18 protein-coding genes are annotated in these 18140 nt (G+C 52.8%); 7 read left to right on the forward strand and 11 right to left on the reverse strand.

Features of this window, described 5'->3' with window-relative positions; genetic code table 11:
- Nucleotides 1-214: 214 nt before the first annotated feature.
- The 4 genes from ACE418_RS07100 to ACE418_RS07115 all read right to left on the reverse strand — a co-directional run bounded on the left by ACE418_RS07100 (nucleotide 215) and on the right by ACE418_RS07115 (nucleotide 4023).
- Nucleotides 215-775 carry a GNAT family N-acetyltransferase gene (locus ACE418_RS07100; RefSeq protein WP_416449961.1) on the reverse strand — a complete coding sequence of 187 codons (561 nt, stop codon included), beginning with the start codon at nucleotides 773-775 and terminating at the stop codon, nucleotides 215-217.
- A gap of 230 nt (nucleotides 776-1005) precedes the next feature.
- Entirely contained in the window at nucleotides 1006-1575 is a 570-nt protein-coding gene (locus ACE418_RS07105) for a kinesin (RefSeq protein ID WP_298589232.1), read from the reverse strand.
- A 228-nt stretch (nucleotides 1576-1803) separates the two neighbouring features.
- Nucleotides 1804-2592 carry a hypothetical protein gene (locus ACE418_RS07110; RefSeq protein ID WP_416449962.1) on the reverse strand — a complete coding sequence of 263 codons (789 nt, stop codon included), beginning with the start codon at nucleotides 2590-2592 and terminating at the stop codon, nucleotides 1804-1806.
- 75 nt (nucleotides 2593-2667) lie between these two features.
- Nucleotides 2668-4023: a purple acid phosphatase family protein gene (locus ACE418_RS07115; protein ID WP_416449963.1), complete on the reverse strand. Its 1356-nt coding sequence runs from the start codon at nucleotides 4021-4023 to the stop codon at nucleotides 2668-2670.
- A 143-nt stretch (nucleotides 4024-4166) separates the two neighbouring features.
- On the opposite strand from ACE418_RS07115, the gene ACE418_RS07120 reads away from it, so the two are divergent.
- On the forward strand, nucleotides 4167-4724 hold the full coding sequence (locus tag ACE418_RS07120; protein ID WP_416449964.1) for a manganese efflux pump MntP: 558 nt from the start codon (nucleotides 4167-4169) through the stop codon (nucleotides 4722-4724).
- A 282-nt stretch (nucleotides 4725-5006) separates the two neighbouring features.
- On the opposite strand, the gene ACE418_RS07125 is transcribed toward ACE418_RS07120, so the two are convergent.
- Nucleotides 5007-6032 (reverse strand): branched-chain amino acid aminotransferase, encoded by a 1026-nt coding sequence (locus ACE418_RS07125; protein ID WP_416449965.1) that lies wholly within the window; start codon nucleotides 6030-6032, stop codon nucleotides 5007-5009.
- A gap of 226 nt (nucleotides 6033-6258) precedes the next feature.
- Here ACE418_RS07125 and ACE418_RS07130 point away from each other — a divergent pair, with 226 nt between their 5' ends.
- From ACE418_RS07130 to bioA, 3 genes are read left to right on the forward strand one after another with little or no spacing between them, the layout of a single operon-like run.
- Nucleotides 6259-6825, forward strand: a complete 567-nt coding sequence (locus tag ACE418_RS07130) for a biotin transporter BioY (protein WP_416449966.1) — start codon at nucleotides 6259-6261, stop codon at nucleotides 6823-6825.
- 17 nt (nucleotides 6826-6842) lie between these two features.
- Entirely contained in the window at nucleotides 6843-7511 is a 669-nt protein-coding gene (gene bioD / locus ACE418_RS07135; RefSeq protein ID WP_416449967.1) for a dethiobiotin synthase, read from the forward strand.
- 15 nt (nucleotides 7512-7526) lie between these two features.
- Nucleotides 7527-8873 carry an adenosylmethionine--8-amino-7-oxononanoate transaminase gene (gene bioA / locus ACE418_RS07140; protein ID WP_416449968.1) on the forward strand — a complete coding sequence of 449 codons (1347 nt, stop codon included), beginning with the start codon at nucleotides 7527-7529 and terminating at the stop codon, nucleotides 8871-8873.
- On the opposite strand, the gene ACE418_RS07145 is transcribed toward bioA, so the two are convergent.
- The 4 genes from ACE418_RS07145 to ACE418_RS07160 all read right to left on the reverse strand — a co-directional run bounded on the left by ACE418_RS07145 (nucleotide 8870) and on the right by ACE418_RS07160 (nucleotide 12343).
- On the reverse strand, nucleotides 8870-9151 hold the full coding sequence (locus ACE418_RS07145; protein WP_020311601.1) for a glutaredoxin family protein: 282 nt from the start codon (nucleotides 9149-9151) through the stop codon (nucleotides 8870-8872). The two genes, bioA and ACE418_RS07145, sit on opposite strands and share 4 nt — an antisense overlap.
- A 32-nt stretch (nucleotides 9152-9183) precedes the next feature.
- Complete coding sequence (locus ACE418_RS07150; RefSeq protein ID WP_416449969.1) at nucleotides 9184-9582, reverse strand: NifB/NifX family molybdenum-iron cluster-binding protein; 399 nt, start codon at nucleotides 9580-9582, stop codon at nucleotides 9184-9186.
- 244 nt (nucleotides 9583-9826) lie between these two features.
- Nucleotides 9827-10960 carry a L,D-transpeptidase family protein gene (locus ACE418_RS07155; protein ID WP_416449970.1) on the reverse strand — a complete coding sequence of 378 codons (1134 nt, stop codon included), beginning with the start codon at nucleotides 10958-10960 and terminating at the stop codon, nucleotides 9827-9829.
- A 54-nt stretch (nucleotides 10961-11014) separates the two neighbouring features.
- On the reverse strand, nucleotides 11015-12343 hold the full coding sequence (locus ACE418_RS07160) for a nucleobase:cation symporter-2 family protein (RefSeq protein ID WP_416449971.1): 1329 nt from the start codon (nucleotides 12341-12343) through the stop codon (nucleotides 11015-11017).
- A 224-nt stretch (nucleotides 12344-12567) separates the two neighbouring features.
- Here ACE418_RS07160 and ACE418_RS07165 point away from each other — a divergent pair, with 224 nt between their 5' ends.
- Both ACE418_RS07165 and ACE418_RS07170 read left to right on the forward strand, forming a co-directional pair.
- Complete coding sequence (locus tag ACE418_RS07165; protein ID WP_416449972.1) at nucleotides 12568-13197, forward strand: DUF47 domain-containing protein; 630 nt, start codon at nucleotides 12568-12570, stop codon at nucleotides 13195-13197.
- Nucleotides 13190-14185, forward strand: a complete 996-nt coding sequence (locus ACE418_RS07170) for an inorganic phosphate transporter (RefSeq protein WP_416449973.1) — start codon at nucleotides 13190-13192, stop codon at nucleotides 14183-14185. The genes ACE418_RS07165 and ACE418_RS07170 overlap by 8 nt, the downstream gene beginning before the upstream one ends.
- Before the next feature lie 201 nt (nucleotides 14186-14386).
- Here ACE418_RS07170 and ACE418_RS07175 read toward each other — a convergent pair whose 3' ends face one another.
- Together ACE418_RS07175 and ACE418_RS07180 are read right to left on the reverse strand one after the other, a co-directional pair.
- On the reverse strand, nucleotides 14387-15391 hold the full coding sequence (locus ACE418_RS07175) for a 1-aminocyclopropane-1-carboxylate deaminase/D-cysteine desulfhydrase (protein ID WP_416449974.1): 1005 nt from the start codon (nucleotides 15389-15391) through the stop codon (nucleotides 14387-14389).
- Nucleotides 15392-15458: 67 nt separating this feature from the next.
- Nucleotides 15459-17066: a gamma-glutamyltransferase family protein gene (locus ACE418_RS07180; protein WP_416449975.1), complete on the reverse strand. Its 1608-nt coding sequence runs from the start codon at nucleotides 17064-17066 to the stop codon at nucleotides 15459-15461.
- 182 nt (nucleotides 17067-17248) lie between these two features.
- Here ACE418_RS07180 and ACE418_RS07185 point away from each other — a divergent pair, with 182 nt between their 5' ends.
- Nucleotides 17249-18127 (forward strand): diacylglycerol/lipid kinase family protein, encoded by an 879-nt coding sequence (locus ACE418_RS07185; protein ID WP_416449976.1) that lies wholly within the window; start codon nucleotides 17249-17251, stop codon nucleotides 18125-18127.
- Nucleotides 18128-18140: the final 13 nt, after the last annotated feature.

Genomic DNA, 18140 nt, shown 5'->3' on the forward strand with positions numbered 1-18140 from the left:
ACCAACCGCCTACCGTTTTAGGCAGAACCTCGAAACTAGTATATCATAGGCATACTTTATCGTCTACCTTTGTGTGGCTAGCACCAACCGAATAAGAACCACAAAAATAGTCGCTTAAGATTGGAGTCGTGAGCGGCTATTTTTGTGTAATTCACCATAGAGAATACGATAAACACGCGATTTCCATGCTACAAACTATAAAACAAAAAGGGCCTTATTTTTTTGCTGGAAATTTCGGATGGGCGGTATGGGGACCGAGCATTTTTTCCATCCATATGACGTCATACCAGCGGTCGAATTTGTAGCCGCTGTTGTGGAAACGGCCAACCAGGGTGTAGCCCAGACGTTGATGAAAGTGCAGGCTGCCGTTGGTGACATATGGGTCTTTTTCATTGCGGGGCACGGCAATACAGGCGTTAATGTTTAGGATTCCCATAGATTTCAAGGCTTTTTCCAAGGCTTCATACAGTCTGCGGCCAACGCCTTGTTTACGATTGTTTACATCGACATAGATACTCGATTCCACCGACCAGGCATAGGCTTCACGGCCATAAAATGCATGGGCATAGGCATAGCCGACGACCTTGCCTTCTGATTCGGCCACTAAATAGGGATAGCGCTGCGAAATTTCCTGGCGGCGCCGTTCCATTTCCGTCGTATCCGGCGCGGTGTATTCAAACGTAATGGCTGTCTTTTCTACATAGTGTGCGTAAATTGAGGTCAAGGCCACCGCATCATCTTTACAGGCAGGCCGAATCAAAATGTTACTGTTCATCTGCATCGCTCCTTTTTAAGAACCCCTCAGACCGCCTTTGGCGGCCATCTCCCTTTCTCAGAGGAGCCTTAAATCTCTCAGACTGCCTTCGGCAGACAGCTCCCCTATCATGGGAGCCTTAACCTCTCAGACTGCTTTCGGCAGCCAGCTCCCCTACCATGGGGGCCTAAAAAAAGACTATGGCATGCTCTCAGAATTTCCACGCCATAGTCCCTGTTATCGGTATATGATTATTTCCAGAATTCCCACCAGTGATGGTTGTCTTTTTCGGCCAGCTGCTGGCGCAGGCTGTCTCGTTCTGCCTGGACGGTGGCCAATGTTTCCTGGAGCTGTTTGTGTTCGTCTTCGATGAGGCTGCCTTCTTTTTTCAGACGGTCTACTTCACTTTGCAAAGCGTCGGCCTGGTCTTTGTTCTGCTGAGCTTCCAGAGCCTTGACTTTGACTTCGGACAGCTCATTCTGTTTGGCAATCAGGTTCTGCTGCAGTGTGATGACCTGCTGCTGGGCCGTGTTGAGGTCCTGCTGGGCTTTGAGCAGCAAAATGCGCAGGTTGTGCGATTCCTGCTGGGCATTGGATACTTTTTCGCTTTCCAGTTCGGTAATGGTCGCCTGGTCGTGGAGGCCGCGCAGCTGGTCGAGGATGCGGACAGCTTCGGTATCGAAAGCCCATTCGCCTTTCTGCATGGTAGCGTGTTCTTCTCCGTCATGGTTGATTTCGTCCAGGTGCTTCTTGACGAACTGGATAATGCCCTGACGGGTCTTGATATTATAGCGGTCCATTAAATCTCTTGTCGTAATCACGTATTTTCTCTCCTCATGTTTACTATCTCTGTTTTTGCATTTACCTGGCTCATTTTTCAATAAAAAAAAGGCTTAACCATGCCAGCCAGCGCAACAGCAATTCATATAAATCAATTACCTTTAGTTTACCGTATTTCAAAGAATAATGCAACGAAAAGGGGGCTGTCACACGAAGTTTCCCGTCATGTGAGGCCCCATTTCAGTCGATGTGTATTTGTTTCTATCGGATTAGATGGAAAGCTGGACGAAATCCTGGCCAAAGCGCAGGTATTCGCCTTGCGGCAGTTTATAGGCTTTGGAAATGGCATTGGCTTCTGTCGGTACTTCCGGCGTCGTTTCCAATTCGTAAGCTTTGGCATAAGCACCAGCTGTATCCGAAGCCGTCAGGCCGGACTTATCGAATTTCAAATCACTGCCATCATAGATGCGGATACCGATGACGATGCCGCCCTGGAGGTAAGCATCCATGTGGTGGTTATTGTAAATCCAGCGGTCCGTCCCCTGGTCTTCGGCCTTGCTGTCCGGCTGACCATAGGCAGCCGTCAGGTCGTCCTGGGTCATGCCGAGGTAGACGCCGCCAATGGATTCGTAGCGGTCGGCATTGAGGGAACGGCGTAAAGGCATCTTATTGTCTACGATAAGGTACTGATGGGATTTATGGCCCATGAGGTCCATCTTGATGGTCCGGTCGCCGGTCTGTTCATGGATGGTAAAAGTCCCGGTCCGCGGATAGTCATAGGTGCAATCCTTAGGATCCGTTACGGCACACCCATTGATGGTATTGCCTTCGATGGTCATGACCAGGTTGCCTTTGGTGCTGTACCATTCGCCAGCAGCCGGGTCGAGCCAGTCGACGACATTCTGATCCGGAGCGGCCTGAGCCGTTGCCGTAACCGTAGCCGTTGCCTGCGGTTCAGCAGCCGCCGTCGTGTCCGTCGTATCTTCTGCAAAACAGACAACCGATAAACTCATCGTCACGAGCGCACAAAGGATCATATTTTTTGCTAATTTCTTCATTATGATTCGCTCCTCTTCTGTTTACTTTCTGTAATTGTCTATTATACACGTCTTCCAGAAAGAAAACAACCGTCTTTACTTCTGTTTATGTTTGTTTACACTTTTCTTAGCAGACTGCCCAGCACTCTGCTTGTCCTTTTTCACCTTCGTTTCCGGCGCCTTTACGGCGTTGTCTGCGTCCTTGGAAACTTCCGCTTCCTGATGCTTAGCCGGAATGGAAACGGTATCGATCAAGGTACCGTCATTCTTCACAGCGCTGACCCGGAATTCATCCGGTTCGACCTGGAGCGTCAGGTACATGGGCATATCCGTCGGATTATAGTAAATGACGTCGGTCGGTTTCTTGACAGAACCATCCCACGATTCTGTCCCGGAGCGGCCCGTAGCGATATAGACCGTCCCTTCCGTAGCAGCCTGGTCATCCTTGATAGGAACGGTCCGTTCATAGCAATGTTCATGGGCTGTAAATACCAGGGGGACGTTGTATTTATCAAAGATGGGCATGAAGTATTTGCCATTTACATCGAGGGTGCCATTGTACGGGCTGTCCCAAGGCGGACGGTGCATGAGGACGACGAGCCGTTTCCCGGCCTTCTTGGCAGCAGCCAGGTCTTTATCGAGCCATGCCGCTTCATCTTCCATCATCGTCGGGCGCCAGCCGCTCAGCTCTTCATAATCCGTATTGAGGGACACATAATGGACGTCACCATAATCGAAGGAATAAGCCATGCGGTTCTGATCCTTCGGGCCGCCATAGGGCACGGCAAAGAGCGCTTTATATGTATACGGTTCGGTAAACTGCCAGTTCATGCTGTAGGCTTCGTGGTTGCCCAGGACGGGAGCAAAGGGGATGTGGCTGGTCAGGACATCGGCATTTTCAAACCAGTCCCGCCACTGGAAATAAGCCTGGCCGTTATCGGTAATGTCCCCCATGTTGATGAAGAAAGCGGCATCATCGTTCTGCTGCCAGGCGATCTGTGCCGTCTGTCCCCAGACGCTGTAATCCGTGGACTGGGAATCGCCGAAAATGAGGACTTTATATTGGTTTAAATTGGCTTTAGTCGTCGAAAAAGTAATCCAATCGGTTGCGCCGTCGGCATTGACGATGCGATATTCATATTCCGTCGCCGGTGTCAGCTTCTGCATATAAGCCCCATACGTATAGGGTGCCGGATTGCCGGCGTCATAAATGGGAGGCCGTTTCCCTTCGGTCACATAAGCCAGCTGGACATCATCCTTGTCCTTGTGGCGGTATTCTACACTGTAATCACTGCGGTTGCTATCATCCTGCCAGGAAATAGTCTTGCCTGTCGCGCTGTCCTTGGCGACAATCTGCATCAGGTTATCCACGGACATGGCCAGGGCCTGACTGGAAAATAAAGTAAACGCGCTGAGAAGCGCCGCCAGGAGATGGCGCTTGCTATATTTCATATATATTCACGTCCTTTCTTGTCACAAAATGTATTGTAGCACAATCCGTTGATTTGGCAATCTTTTTCGTTGACATCAATTTCTCTATCTCTTATAATAAGTGAATTGTATATCGTTGCATTAATGAGGAGAGAAGAGAAGAAATGAATACACTCGATTTACTGCTACTGGCCGTCGGCCTCTCGATGGATGCCTTTGCTGTTTCCATCTGTAAAGGCCTTTCATTAGGGAAAATCAGCTGGCGCCACATGGTCCTGGCTGGTTTATGGTTCGGTATTTTCCAGGCTTTGATGCCGACTATCGGCTATGGTCTGGGAAGCTTCTTTGCCGACATGATCGACGCTTATGACCACTGGGTCACGTTTATCCTGCTCGGTGCCATCGGCCTCAATATGGTCAAGGAATCCTTTGAGGATGAAGAGCACTGTGATGCATCTATGCGTCCCTATACGATGCTCATGCTGGCTATCGCCACCAGTATCGACGCCCTGGCCGTCGGCGTCACCTTTGCCTTCATGGACATCGATCTCGCGCCGTCAGTAACCCTCATCGGCGTGACGACGTTCCTGTTCTCTGCCGCCGGGGTCAAAGTCGGCAGCCTCTTCGGGACGCGCTACAAAAATAAAGCCGAACGAATCGGCGGTGTCGTCCTCATTTTGATTGGGCTGAAAATACTGCTGGAAGGACTGGGCTTATTATAAAAAAAGGGCTTGTCGCACGACGACAAGCCCTTTAAAGTGGTTAGTGGCTAGCAGTTAGTTGTTAGCGGATGGCTTTAAATTTAAAGGTTTTCTCTGAAAACTACAAACTCTGTTGCTGCAAACTATAAAGTAAATGGGGCCTAGCATGAAAGCAAAAGCCTTCGTGCGACAGCCCCTTTTCTGTAGGGGCGCCACGTGGGGCGCCCGTTCGCGCAAATCGGTTCACGGGCATCTTACATATACCCGCGGGCTCGCCACGTGCGAGCCCCTACGAAATATAAATTATTTAACTTCGTGGATCCAGCCTTCGGGGCCTTCGATTTCGCCCATCTGGATGCCTCTCAGGGTCTTGTACAGTTTCGTCAGGACAGGACCCATTTCATCCATACCGCTGGGGATGCAGATTTCTTTGCCGTGGTCGACGACTTTGCCTACCGGGCAGATAACGGCAGCCGTACCGCAGAGGCCGGCTTCAGCAAATTCGCTGACTTCCGAGAATTTAACCGGACGGTGTTCGACTTTCATGCCCAGCATATCCGTTGCAATCGTGATGAGCGAACGGCGGGTGATGGACGGCAGGATGGAGTCCGATTTCGGCGTAACCAGGGTGCCATCTTTCTTGACGAAGAGGAAGTTAGCGCCGCCCGTTTCTTCTACATACGTACGCGTAGCCGGGTCGAGGAACATGTTTTCATCAAAGCCGTTCTGATGAGCTAAAATGTAGGGATACATGCTCATGGCATAGTTCAAGCCAGCTTTGATATGGCCTGTGCCGCGCGGTGCTGCACGGTCGAAGTCAGAAATGCAGATCGTAATCGGTTTGACGCCGTTCTTGAAGTAAGAACCGACGGGTGTACCAAAGAGGCGGAACTGATATTCGTCAGCCGGTTTGACGCCGATGACCGGGTTGGTCCCAAAGAGATACGGGCGCAGGTAGAGAGCACCGCCACTTTCAAAGGGAGGAATATAATCCTTGTTGGCACGGACGACTTCGTCGACAGCTTCCATGAACATATCTTCCGGAACCGGCGGCATTTCCAACCGTTTAGCCGAGTCCATCAGGCGTTTTGCATTCTGGTCCGGACGGAAGGTGACGGTACGGCCATCTTTGGTTTTATAAGCTTTCAAGCCTTCAAAAACTTGCTGGCAGTATTGCAGGATGCCAGCACATTCATTGAGGACGACATTCGGGTTATCCGTCAATTCCCCTTTTCCCCATTTGCCATCTTTATAATTGGCAACATAGCGTTTGGCAATCGGCTGATATTCAAAGCCTAATGCCGACCAGTCAATATTAACATTTGACATCGCAATTCCTCCATTTCTTTTATAAACAAAATAATTTATATCTATTTTGTAATTATAGATTAATCACTTCCTTCACTTTTGTCAATGGGAGAAATCCTCGCCAGTTCATTGTCAACTAATTTAATTTTATTAAAAATTGACAATGAGCCGATTATTGGCTATAATCCAGATTATCGTAAACTTTTATCTAATCGTTTATGGTTTACATTTTAAAAGGAGTGATTTCATGGTTTCATCTGTTCTCTCATCCCACCGCTGGGATACGCGGGATCTCGTCCTGTTCGCCCTGTTCACGGCACTCATCGCCATCGGGGCTTTTATCCGCATCCCCGTCCCGTTCTGTCCTTTTACGCTGCAATTATTGTTCACCACCCTGGCCGGACTGGTCCTGGGCAGCCGCCGCGGTGCTGCTTCGGTCGCCGTCTATGTCCTCTTAGGATTGGTCGGCCTGCCGGTCTTCACATCCGGTGGCGGACCATCGTATATTTTCCAGCCGACCTTCGGCTACCTCATCGGCTTCATCGGCGGCGCCTGGCTGACCGGATACATCGCCCATCAACGCGCCCTGCCGTCGCTGCGCCGTCTGCTGGCTGCTGATTTCGCCGGTCTCTTCATTGTCTACGCCTGCGGCATGGCCTATTTAGCCTTGATCAACAATGTATATCTGGGTACGCCGATCAGTTTATGGACGCTATTCGTCTACTGTTTCGTCCTGCCCATTCCCGGTGACATCTTCCTCTGCATCGTCGCCGCCATCCTGGCCCGCCGGATACATCGGGCCATGTCCCTTTAGAAAGGAGTTCGTTTACTATGAGTAAAGGTTTATTCATTACCGGAACGGGGACAGACATCGGCAAGACCTATGTCACAGCCCTGCTCATCAAGACATTGCGCCAGCACGGCTATGACATCGGTTACTATAAGGCCGCCATCAGCGGTGCCCCGACCGTCGCTGCCAGTGATGCCGGCTATGTGAATGATATAGCCCGTATTGGCGAATCGCCGGACCTGCTCTTGTCTTACCTTTATAACCACGCCGTCTCGCCTCACCTGGCAGCCCGCTGGGAAGAAAAGCCCATCGAAAAAAGCGTCATCCTCCGCGACTGGCAGCGCGTCACGGCAGCCTACCCCTATGTCACCGTCGAAGGCAGCGGCGGCATCATCTGCCCTCTCCGCGATGACGACCAGGCCTTCTTCCAATTAGAAGATGTCATCACCTGGCTCCACCTGCCGTCGCTCATCGTCTGTCCCGCCGGCCTGGGGACCATCAACGGCGCCGTCCTCACGGCCTTTTATATGAAAGAAAAAGGACTGCCCGTCCAAGGCTTCATCGTCAACCATTATACGGGCAGCCCCATGGAAAAAGACAATATCCGCATGATTGAAAAACTGAGCGGCAAGCCCATCCTGGCCGTCGTCACCGACGATGACACGCTGCTCCATGCTGATGCATCCTCGCTCATTTCATTGTATCAATAAGGAAAGGTGATTTACATGAATTTACTTGAAGCGGACTTGAAATATATCTGGCATCCAGCCCAACAGATGAAAGATGCCGAAGTCTTCCCGCCCGTCGTCATCGACCACGGCAAGGGCTGCTATCTCTATGACACGGAAGGCAAAGAATATATCGACATCATCAGTTCCTGGTGGTGCAATCTCCTCGGTCACTGCAACGACGAAATCAACGCCGCCATCAAAGACCAGCTCGACAAGCTGGAACACGTCATCTTTGCCAATTTCTCCCATCGCCCGGCCATCGAACTCTGTCAGGCCCTGCTGCCGCTGCTGCCGAAAGGGCTGACGCATTTCAATTTTACGGACAATGGCTCGTCGTCTGTCGAATGTGCCCTGAAGATGGCTTTTCAATACCAGTACCAGTCGGGCCATCCCGAACGGCAGCGTTTCATGTGCCTGTCCGAATCGTATCACGGTGAAACCATCGGCGCCCTTTCCGTCGGCAGCATGGACCTCTATGCCCGTATCTACAAGCCCATGATGATGAACAACATCCATTTCGACGGCCTCGACTGCTACCGCTGTCCCTATGGACGGACGCGGGATACGTGCGACTGCGAATGTTTCGTCGGTGCCGAAAAGGCCTTTGCCGCTTATGGCAAAGAAACGGCCGCCCTCATCGTCGAACCCATCCTGCAGGGTGCTGCCGGCATGCGCATCTATCCTCCAGAATATCTGCGCCGCCTGCGCCAGCTCTGCGACGAGTACGGCGTCCTGCTCATCGACGACGAAGTCGCAGCCGGCTTTGGCCGGACGGGCAAGATGTTCGCCATCGAACACGCCGGCGTCAGTCCCGATATCCTCTGCACGTCGAAAGGCCTGACCGGCGGCTACCTGCCCATGTCCCTGACGATTACGACCGATGCCATCTACCAGGCCTTTTACGATGATTTCAAGACCCATAAGGCCTTCGTCCACAGCCACACCTATGCCGGCAATCCCCTGGCCTGCCGGGCTGCCCTGGCCGTACTGCACATCATGGAGCGCGACGATATATTAAAAAAGGCCGCCAGAAAGAGCGTCTACCTTCATGAAAAGTTAGACGCTGCTCTCGGCAGCCACAGCCATGTCGGCGAAATCCGCCACATCGGCCTGATTAATGCGATTGAGTTAGTGGAAGATAAACGGAGTAAACGTGCCTTCGACCCGGAAAAGCGGATCGGCTGGCACATCTTCCGCAAAGCCATGGACCTGGGACTGGTCCTGCGCCCCATTGGCGACGTCATTTACTTCAATCCGCCCCTCACCATCGATGAGCAGACCATGGATGAAGCTGTCCGCCGCTGCCGGGATGCCGTCCACGCCGTCTTGGGAGACGATTAAGCCTTCAAAGCGGCATCCAAAGCAGCCTTGACATGGGCCTTGATGTCATCGTAAGACTGGCCCGGCTGGGCTTCATAGAGTTTTTCCGTGCCGATGAACATAGACGGTACGTAGTAGTAAGAATGGCCCTGTACGACTTCAGGGTGTTCCGATTCTTCGTACCAGTCGACAGCTACCTGGCGATAAGCCGGATTTTCTTCAATCAGTTCAGCCAAGGCTTCTTTGGCGCCCTTGCAATAGGGGCAGCCGTTCATATAAAAAGCGGTGATATTCTTCAAGGGAATCGTCTCCTTTCTGGGGAACAGACAGATTACTGATGGCCCCCACAGCCGTGAGTGCCACAGTGGTGTTCACCATGGCCATGCTGCTGGTCGTGGTGGCTGCAGGCTACGTCCGGATTGAATTTCAGCGTACCATTGAGCAAATCCTTGACGGCTTCATCAGCACCGCCCGTGACGCCGCCATAGAGGTCGATAGAGGCTTCAGACAGAGCCTGTTTCGCTCCGCCGCCGATACCGCCGGCAATGACAGCATTGACTTTCTGAGCCTGCAGGAAGCCGACCAAGGCACCGTGGCCCTGGCCATGGGTGCTGATGACATCGGCCTTGACGATATTACCGTCTTGGACATCATAGATCTTGAACTGTGCCGAATGGCCGAAATGCTGGAATACATTCCCATTTTCATACGTAACTGCTACTCTCATCATAACAATTCCTCCTCCAAAATGCAATAATCTGACGGGTCCTCGCGGCCCGTCTTTTTTGACATATGTCATTTATCTTGTCTTTAGTATATGACATATGTCAGTATTTGTCAATAAAAAAGGAGCTGTCGCATCGCGACAGCTCCTTTTTGAGTTCATCGTAGGTCGTTCATCGTTCGTCGTAGGGGCGCCCACGTGGGGCGCCCGTTCACGCCAATCGGTGCATGGGCATCTTACATATAAAACGTCAATCATTCCCGCTTCCCGGCGAGATGACGACGGTCGGGGTATTATTGCCTTTGACGGAGTACATATTATAAACGTAGTCCGGCGTCAATTCGCCTTTGAGATGAAACAAGGAGTAGGCATCGATGGCATTCATGTAAACGACGTCGCTCTTGACGTATCCCGGGGCAATGCCATAAGGACTGGTCAGGATGCCCTGCTGGGGATTCCACTGTAAATCCAGTTTCAGCGCCGTCGCTACGGCGACAGACGGCAGGTAAATCTGGCCATTTTTGCCAAGAGCTCGTTTGCTCAGTTTATTTCCGTTTACGACTAAGTCATAGGCCTTGGCGATGTAGGTGACGTTGCCATCAGATGCGTTAATCTTATCGGAAATTTCCTTAAAATCAGCAAAATCTTCTACGCCATAACCAGCCAGGGCCTTCTTGACCTGAGCGATGCTCAATGACTGCCAGCCATAGCCGTCCGGATAAATATAATAGGAAACCGTATGGTCCGGGTCGACGTCGATGACCAGGCGGTCGTAGTAGACCGTAACCGGGGTCCCGACGGATACATACTGATAGAGGTCTTCCACATCGGCTTCGTTCATGCGCACACAGCCATTGGATACGTAACCGCCGATGGATTCGGGATGATTGGTCCCATGGATCCCATAGTTACCATAAAAACCGATCCAGCGGTAGCCAATCGGATTATCCGGCCCCGAGCTGATCTGGACGCTCGTATCATCCGGGTCGACCCAGGTCGGGTTTACTTCCTTATACTGAACGGAGTAATACCCTGTCGGCGTCGGTGTCGACGTCTTGCCGACACCAACATGGTACATCTTGACCTTCGTATCGCCCTCATAGAGCGTCAAGATACGGCTGGCCAGGTTGATTCCTATTTTCTTTTCCGATTCTGCCGCTTGAGCCTGCTGGCCTTTCTTGGCGGCCGTCTGGCCTTTCGTGTCTTTCTTCGCCGTTGCGGCTGGCTGAGCCGGTTTTGTTTCTTCCTGCGGCGCTGCCGTCGGCTTGATTTCTACTTTGACAGAAAAAGGAGCCGGTGCCGTTTTCAGTTCCGGCGTATCTGCCCAGGCAGCCCCGGCAGTCAGGGCCAAGACACAAGTCAAGGCCATCATTCGTTTCAGCAAAAAAATCCCTCACTTTCATCGCGCTGATGCGCTTCTATTTTGATTTACATTAATTTAATCTTCGTTTACATCATCTTCTCGTCCGCTGCCATTCAAAATCAAGTTGAGGACGACAGCCGTAATGCTGCCCAGGGTAATGCCGCTGTGCAGGACGATATTCGCCCACGACGGGAAGCTGTGGAAAAAGTTCGGCGCCGTCAGGGTGATCATGCTGACGCCGATACTGACGGCAACGATCATCAGATTGTAGGTCCCGTCGAATTTGACTTTGCTCAAGGCCCGGATACCGCTGGCAATAACCATGCCAAACATAGCGACACCGGCACCGCCTAAGACGGAATTCGGGATAGAAGCGACGACAGCCGCCATCTTCGGGAACAGGCCCAGGGCGATGAGGATGATGCCGGAAGCAGCGACGACGAAACGGCTCTTGACGCGGGTGACGGCGATGAGGCCTACATTCTGGGCAAAGGCCGTATAGGGGAAGCTGTTGAGGATACCGCCGATAAAGGTCGATAAGCCATCGGCCCGGAGGCAGCGCGCCAGGCGGCTGCGGCCGATCGGCCGGCCTACGATGGACCCGATAGCGATGCAGTCGCCTGTCGTTTCTACCATCGTGACGATCATGACGACGATCATCGACAGGATGGACCCGATGTCAAAGGTCGGGAAACCGAAGGAAAAAGGCGTAACCAGGCCTATCCAGGCAGCGTTGCCGACTTCGGCAAAGTTCGCCTGTCCCAGGGCCATGGCGATGATCGTCCCGCCGATGAGTCCCAGCAAGACCGAAACGTTGCTCAAGAAACCCTTGCCACAGCGGTATATGGCGATGATGATGACCAAGGTGATGAAGGCCAGGAACAGATTCATCGGTGACGCAAAGTCCGGTGACTTCGGATTGCCACCGCCCATCCAGTTGACGGCTACCGGCAGCAGGGTGATACCGATGATGGTGATGATCGTCCCCGTGACAACAGGCGGGAAAAAGCGGATGAACCGGCTGAAGAAGGGAGCAATGAAGAAAGTGAACAGCCCGGCAATGAGGATCGACCCGTAAATAGCTGTAATCCCGTGTTCTGCCCCGATAAGGATCATCGGCGTGACCGAAGCAAAAGTAACGCCCTGGATCATCGGGATGCGGGCACCGATTTTCCAGAAGCCCAAGGTCTGTATCAGCGTGGCGATGCCGCAGGAAAATAAGTCGGCATTGATCAGATGGACCAGTTCAGCCGGCGACAAGTGCAGGGCCTGGGCAATAATGATGGGGACGGCTACGGCACCGGCATACATAGCCAGGACGTGTTGCAGTCCGTAGGCAAAGAGCCGGCCAGCCGGCAGCATTTCGTCAACGGGATGGATCCGTTTAGTCAGGTTTTCGTTCATTTCGTAAAAGTCACCTCATGTTCAAAAAAAGCCTGCACCACGGCAAGCGATTTTTCTTTAACAATATACATACCTATAAAAAATAACCATACCGTTTTTATTATACCATTGCCTCAAAAAAAATAAAATATGTAGCTAAATTTTACTCAATCTTTACATATTCTTTTCAAAACACTGATATGTCTCTCATATACTGATTATAAGTACATAGAGGAGGAAATAACATGTTCAGTATCAGCAACAAGCACGAAGAATTCTTCGATTATCTCATGAAAAACGCCGAAAATTTCCATCGCGGCGCCATTATCGCCCATGAAGTCATGGAAGACGTCTCGACCATTTCCATGCACCTCAAGGAAATCGTCAAGCTGGAACATACGTCCGACAAGACCAACCAGGAAGTCATCTTCAAGTTATCCCGGGTCTTCATCACGCCAATCGACCGGGAAGATTTCTACAAACTGACGTGCCAGCTCGAAGACTGCATCGATTCCCTGCAGGGCGCCCTCATGCGTACCAGCATGTATCACGTCACGGAAGCACCGAAAGCAGCTGTCGCCATGACAGAACAGATTGTCACCATGGGTGAAGAACTGAAGAAGATTTTTTCCTTCTTGAAGGATATCGATCACAACGAAGCCAAGCTGATGCGTCATGCTGAACGACTGAACCGCCTCGAATCGGAAGTAGACCATATCTATCGCCAGGAAATTTCCCGGCTGTTCAGCGGGGATGAAGCAGACCTGCTCAATGTCATCCGCTGGAAAGATATCTTGGGGACCCTGGAAGAAGCAGCGGACCACGTCGAAACCCTGGGAAATACCATCAAAGAGGTGACCATGAAGTATGCTTGATACGTCGCTCATCATCATGGTCGTCGTCCTGGCCCTGGTCTTCGACTTCATCAACGGGTTCCACGATACGGCCAATGCCATCGCTACCTGCGTATCGACACGTGCCATCCGTCCCGGCGTCGCCATCGTCGGTACGGCTATCCTCAACTTCCTCGGCGCCATGATTTCAACAGGTGTCGCCAAGACGATTGGCGGCGACATCGTCGTCTCGCCAACACTCGTCAATGAAATGATCATCATCGCCGGTCTGGTCGGCGCCATCATCTGGAACCTCCTGACCTGGTGGGTCGGCATGCCGTCCAGTTCGTCTCACGCCCTCATCGGCGGCATGATTGGTGCCATCATCGTATCTGCCGGCGTAGCCGCCCTCAACGGCTGGGGTATCCTGAAGATTGTCCTGTCCCTCATCATTTCGCCGGTTTCGGCTATCATTACGGGCTTTATCATCATGAAGATCATCTTTGCCCTCTGCCATTCCTTCAAGCCGGCCAAGGTAAACCTGGCGGCCAACAGGCTGCAAGTCGTGTCAGCGGCCCTCATGGCTTTTTCTCACGGCTCCAATGATGCTCAGAAATCCATGGGGATCATCACTCTGGCCCTGGTATCGGGCGGCTTCATCACCAGCCTGGAGGTGCCGGATCTGGTCAAATTCCTCTGCGCCATGTCCATGGCCCTGGGGACCAGCGTCGGCGGCTGGAAAATCATCCGCACCGTCGGCGGCAAGATATTCAAGATGCACCCGGTCCACGGCTTTGCAGCCGACCTGAACTCAGCTGTCGTCATCTTCTCGGCCACCTTGCTTCACCTGCCCGTCTCGACGACGCACGTCGTGTCCGGCTCCATCATGGGTGTCGGCTCGGCACAGCGTGTCAAAGCCGTCCACTGGAGCGTCGCCCGCCAGATGGTCACAGCCTGGGTCATGACCATTCCCTGCACGGCTGTCATGGGGGCTTTGTCATACGTCATATTGACCCGAGTTTTCTTTTAAAAACATAGTAAAAGGAGCTGTCGCATCGCGACAGCTCCTTTTAAGCAGTTAGTGGTTAGCGGATGGGTTTAAATTTATTTTCCTGTCAGGGTACTAGGAGAGTCATCCAAATTCCTAACAGCACGCCCATCGCTGCTGTCCGTTTGGGGCGACCCCTACGAGCCACTAGCCACTAACTGCTGACTGCTAACCACTAGCCCTTTACTTCACAATTTCAATCTGGTCTTTCAGTTCGTTTTCAAATTTGATGCGGTGGGCCTTGGTGTATAAGCCGGGCATTCCGCCGGTGTGCAGGAGGATGACCTGGCGGCCCAGTTTGATTTTCTTTTCTTTGATCATCGACAAAACGCCGGCAAACATCTTACCCGTATAGCACGGGTCGAGGAGGATGCCTTCGTGGCGGGCCATGGTGTAGATGGCTTCGCGGACCCGCGGTTCCGGTTCGTTATAGCCTTTTCCGATATAGCCTGTTTCGACATGGAAGTCGCCGTCGAAATCAAAACCATATTCTTCCTTGGCCTGCTGGAAGTAGGCCTTTAATTTTTCCATGTCGAAGGGCATGACGGCAATGCCGACCAGCTTCAAATTCGACTGAATGGCTTTCAGGCCGCAATATAAGCCGAGATACGTGCCCATGCTGCCGACGGCGACATAGACCGTCGCCCCGTCGATCTGCTGTTCCCTAGCCTGAGCGTCGAGTTCACGGGCACAGTCCATATACCCCAGCATACCCGTCGTATCGCTGCCGCCCATGGGGATGAAGTAAACTTGTTCCCCTTTCTTTAGTTCGGCGGCCATGACTTTTTTGACCGTTTCTTCGAGCTGGACGTCGTGGTCGCGGCCGTCGTCATGCTTGAGGACGACGCGGGCACCGAAAATGCCATCGAGAAGCAGGTTACCGCTGAGCTCACCATCGGTATCGCCGACGGCGACGATGATGCACTTCAAGCCAAATTTCGCCGCAACAGCAGCCGTCAGGCGGCCGTGGTTGGTCTGCGGAGCTCCGACGGTTACAATAGTCGTTGCCTGGGAGTTGAGGGCTTCAATCATCAAATACTCTAATTTACGCAGTTTATTGCCACCGCCGCCGAAAGGCGTCAAGTCATCGCGTTTGATATAGATTTCACGGAATAATTCCTGCGACAGGCCCGACAGATACTGGAGCGGCGTCGGATTCGGATCTAAAATAGAAAGTTTCGGTTTCATGGGGACAGTCCTCCTTTTGTTTTCTCCATCCTACCATATTTTCCAGGAGAAGAAAAGTAAACATCGTTTACCAGGCAGCGACGCAGCCGTCGGCCCGGGGTTCCGTCCCGCCGATGAGCGTTCCCTGTTCATCACGCCAGATGATCTGTCCCCGGCCATACGTCTGGATATCGTCTTTGACAACGACGTCATGACCGCGGCGGCGCAGGGCTTCGACGACGTCTGGCGGAAAGGCCCGTTCCATTTCAATCTTCTTGCCGCCGACCCACTGCCAGCGCGGCGCATCCAGGGCTGCCTGGGGGTTGAGATGATAGTCTATGGTGTTCAGGAGGACCTGGAATTGACCCTGGGGCTGCATGAAAGCGCCCATGACGCCGAAGGGCCCGACAGGACGGCCGTCTTTCGTCAGGAAGCCGGGAATAATCGTATGGTACGACTTCTTCCGCGGCCCGACGCAGTTATCGCTGGACGGGTCCATAGAAAAGTTATGCCCCCGGTCACTGAGGGAAATGCCGTATCCCGGAACGACGATGCCTGAACCGAAACCGTTGTAGTTGCTCTGGATGAAAGAGACCATATTGCCTTCGTCATCGGCGCTGCACAAGTAAACGGTACCGCCGCAGTTTACATCAATGGGCTGCGGCAGCAGGGCTTCGTGGCCGATGAGGGCCCGCCGCTGGCTGGCATAGGCCGGAGAGAGCCAATCATCGACAGAGGTCTTCATAAAACGCGGGTCGGCAATGTATTTCTTGCCATCGCAGAAGGCCAGTTTCATGGCTTCAATCTGGCGGTGGAGTGCTTCCACATCATCCCGTTTACTGAAAGTAAACCCGCTGGCAATATCCAGAGCCATGAGGACGACCAGGCCGTGGCCGTTGGGCGGCATTTCCCAGACATCGTAGCCACGATAGGTCGTATGGATTGGGTCGGCCCACTGCGGCTGGTATGCGGCTAAATCAGTCTTGCGGATCAGGCCGCCCGTCGCCTTCGACCAGGCATCCATGGCATCGGCCAGCGCTCCATCATATAAGGCCCGGCAATGGCTGTCCCGCAGGAGTTCCAGGGACTTGGCCAATTCCGGCAATTTGAGGATATCCCCGGCTTTGGGCGCCTGGCCATGCGGGAAAAAGGTGTCGAATAAGTGCTGAAAGATCTTTTCCCCTTTATAAGCTGCAAAGGAATCCAAACTGTCAGCCAGCATAGCCGCCAGGTTCGGCATGACGGCATAACCGTCACGGGCATAGGCAATAGCCGGTTCAAACAGTTCTTCAAAGGCTAAGCGGCCAAAACGGCGATGAACTTCGGCCCATGCCGCCGGCGCCCCTGGGACCATGACCGGTTCCCAGCCCCGGAGCGGAACCTGGTCATAGCCCCGTTTTACTAATTCGTCCCGCGTCAGTCCCGCCGGCGACCAGCCGCTTCCATTGATTCCATAGAGCCTGCCCTGGGTCCATATCAGTGCGAAAGCATCGCTGCCCAGACCATTGCTGGTCGGCTCCAGGACCGTCAGGCAAATAGCCGTGGCCAGGGCAGCATCGATGGCATTGCCGCCTTTTTTCAGCATATCCAGCCCGGCCTGGGCTGCCAGGGCCTGAGACGTACAGACCATGCCCCGGCGGCCATAGACGACTTCGCGATGGGACCCATAAGGATAAGCAGAAGCATCAAAATCCATATCATTCTCCCCTTTTCTAAAAATTATAAGCATCCATTACCTAAAGAGTTCGACGAAAATCAGAGAAATCCTTTGTTTACACCTTCACGAACGACTTTTTTACCGCTATAATAATAATCATCAGTCATTTTTAGGACTTATCACAATTTACAGGTAAGGAGTAGAGCAAGTTGAAACGGTGTATGTTAATCGTCAACCCTACAGCAGGGCGTGAACGGGCGAAATACCACAAAGATAATTTAAGACGACAGCTGGAAACGATGTTCGACGACGTCGAATTACGGGAAACGCAGAAGGCCGGCGATGCGACGGAATGGGCCAAGGAAGCCGCCCTGACCGGCTTCGATTCGGTCTTTTCCATGGGCGGCGACGGGACGCTGAATGAAACCATCAACGGCCTGGCACAGGCCAACAGTGCCATCCACTTCGGTTTCATCCCCCTGGGGACCATCAACGATCTGGCACGAGCACTGAACATCCCCCTCCATCCGGAAGCTGCCATTGCCATGCTGCAGCACTGCAAGACGGTCAAAGTCGACATCGCCAAGGCCAATGACCGCTACTTCGTCAATACCATTGCCGCCGGCATCATGCCGGAAGCCGTCGGCCACGTATCTATCGAACAGAAGACACGCCTCGGCCCGCTGGCCTATTTCCTGACCGGCATCAAGGCCATGCAGGCCCACAAGACGTCGCTGTTCAAGATTACGACAGCCGAAGGTTCGACGATCCATCGCTCGCCGCTCATCGTCGCCATGCTGACCAATTCCGTCGGCAGCTTCCGCAACCTGGCGCCCCAGGCCCGCGTCGATGACGGAAAAATCTGGCTGGGCATCTTCAAGGACTTCAATTATCTGGATCTCATCAAGGTCATCCCGGAATTTCTGGCCGGTCAGCCGCTGACGTCGGAATTGATGACCTTAAAGACCATGGACCGCGTCCGCATCGAACTGCTGGATGACAGCCATCTCTCGACCAACATGGATGGCGACGAAGGGCCGGACTTTCCCTTGGATATCGAGGTCCTGCCATCATTCTTATCGGTTTACGTACCTGCATAAACGATAGACAAGG

Origin of the sequence: Megasphaera jansseni (genome assembly GCF_047974155.1) — a bacterium.
GTDB lineage: Bacteria > Bacillota > Negativicutes > Veillonellales > Megasphaeraceae > Megasphaera.

Coding starts and splice junctions, on each gene's coding strand:
- ACE418_RS07150 (WP_416449969.1), bottom strand. CDS start 9,582: ATGATGAGAGTAGCAGTTACGTATGAAAATGGGAATGTATTCCAGCAT.
- ACE418_RS07165 (WP_416449972.1), top strand. CDS start 12,568: ATGTTCAGTATCAGCAACAAGCACGAAGAATTCTTCGATTATCTCATG.
- ACE418_RS07110 (WP_416449962.1), bottom strand. CDS start 2,592: ATGAAGAAATTAGCAAAAAATATGATCCTTTGTGCGCTCGTGACGATG.
- bioA (WP_416449968.1), top strand. CDS start 7,527: ATGAATTTACTTGAAGCGGACTTGAAATATATCTGGCATCCAGCCCAA.
- ACE418_RS07130 (WP_416449966.1), top strand. CDS start 6,259: ATGGTTTCATCTGTTCTCTCATCCCACCGCTGGGATACGCGGGATCTC.
- ACE418_RS07100 (WP_416449961.1), bottom strand. CDS start 775: ATGAACAGTAACATTTTGATTCGGCCTGCCTGTAAAGATGATGCGGTG.
- ACE418_RS07185 (WP_416449976.1), top strand. CDS start 17,249: ATGTTAATCGTCAACCCTACAGCAGGGCGTGAACGGGCGAAATACCAC.
- ACE418_RS07175 (WP_416449974.1), bottom strand. CDS start 15,391: ATGAAACCGAAACTTTCTATTTTAGATCCGAATCCGACGCCGCTCCAG.
- ACE418_RS07120 (WP_416449964.1), top strand. CDS start 4,167: ATGAATACACTCGATTTACTGCTACTGGCCGTCGGCCTCTCGATGGAT.
- ACE418_RS07160 (WP_416449971.1), bottom strand. CDS start 12,343: ATGAACGAAAACCTGACTAAACGGATCCATCCCGTTGACGAAATGCTG.
- ACE418_RS07115 (WP_416449963.1), bottom strand. CDS start 4,023: ATGAAATATAGCAAGCGCCATCTCCTGGCGGCGCTTCTCAGCGCGTTT.
- ACE418_RS07170 (WP_416449973.1), top strand. CDS start 13,190: ATGCTTGATACGTCGCTCATCATCATGGTCGTCGTCCTGGCCCTGGTC.
- ACE418_RS07180 (WP_416449975.1), bottom strand. CDS start 17,066: ATGGATTTTGATGCTTCTGCTTATCCTTATGGGTCCCATCGCGAAGTC.
- bioD (WP_416449967.1), top strand. CDS start 6,843: ATGAGTAAAGGTTTATTCATTACCGGAACGGGGACAGACATCGGCAAG.
- ACE418_RS07125 (WP_416449965.1), bottom strand. CDS start 6,032: ATGTCAAATGTTAATATTGACTGGTCGGCATTAGGCTTTGAATATCAG.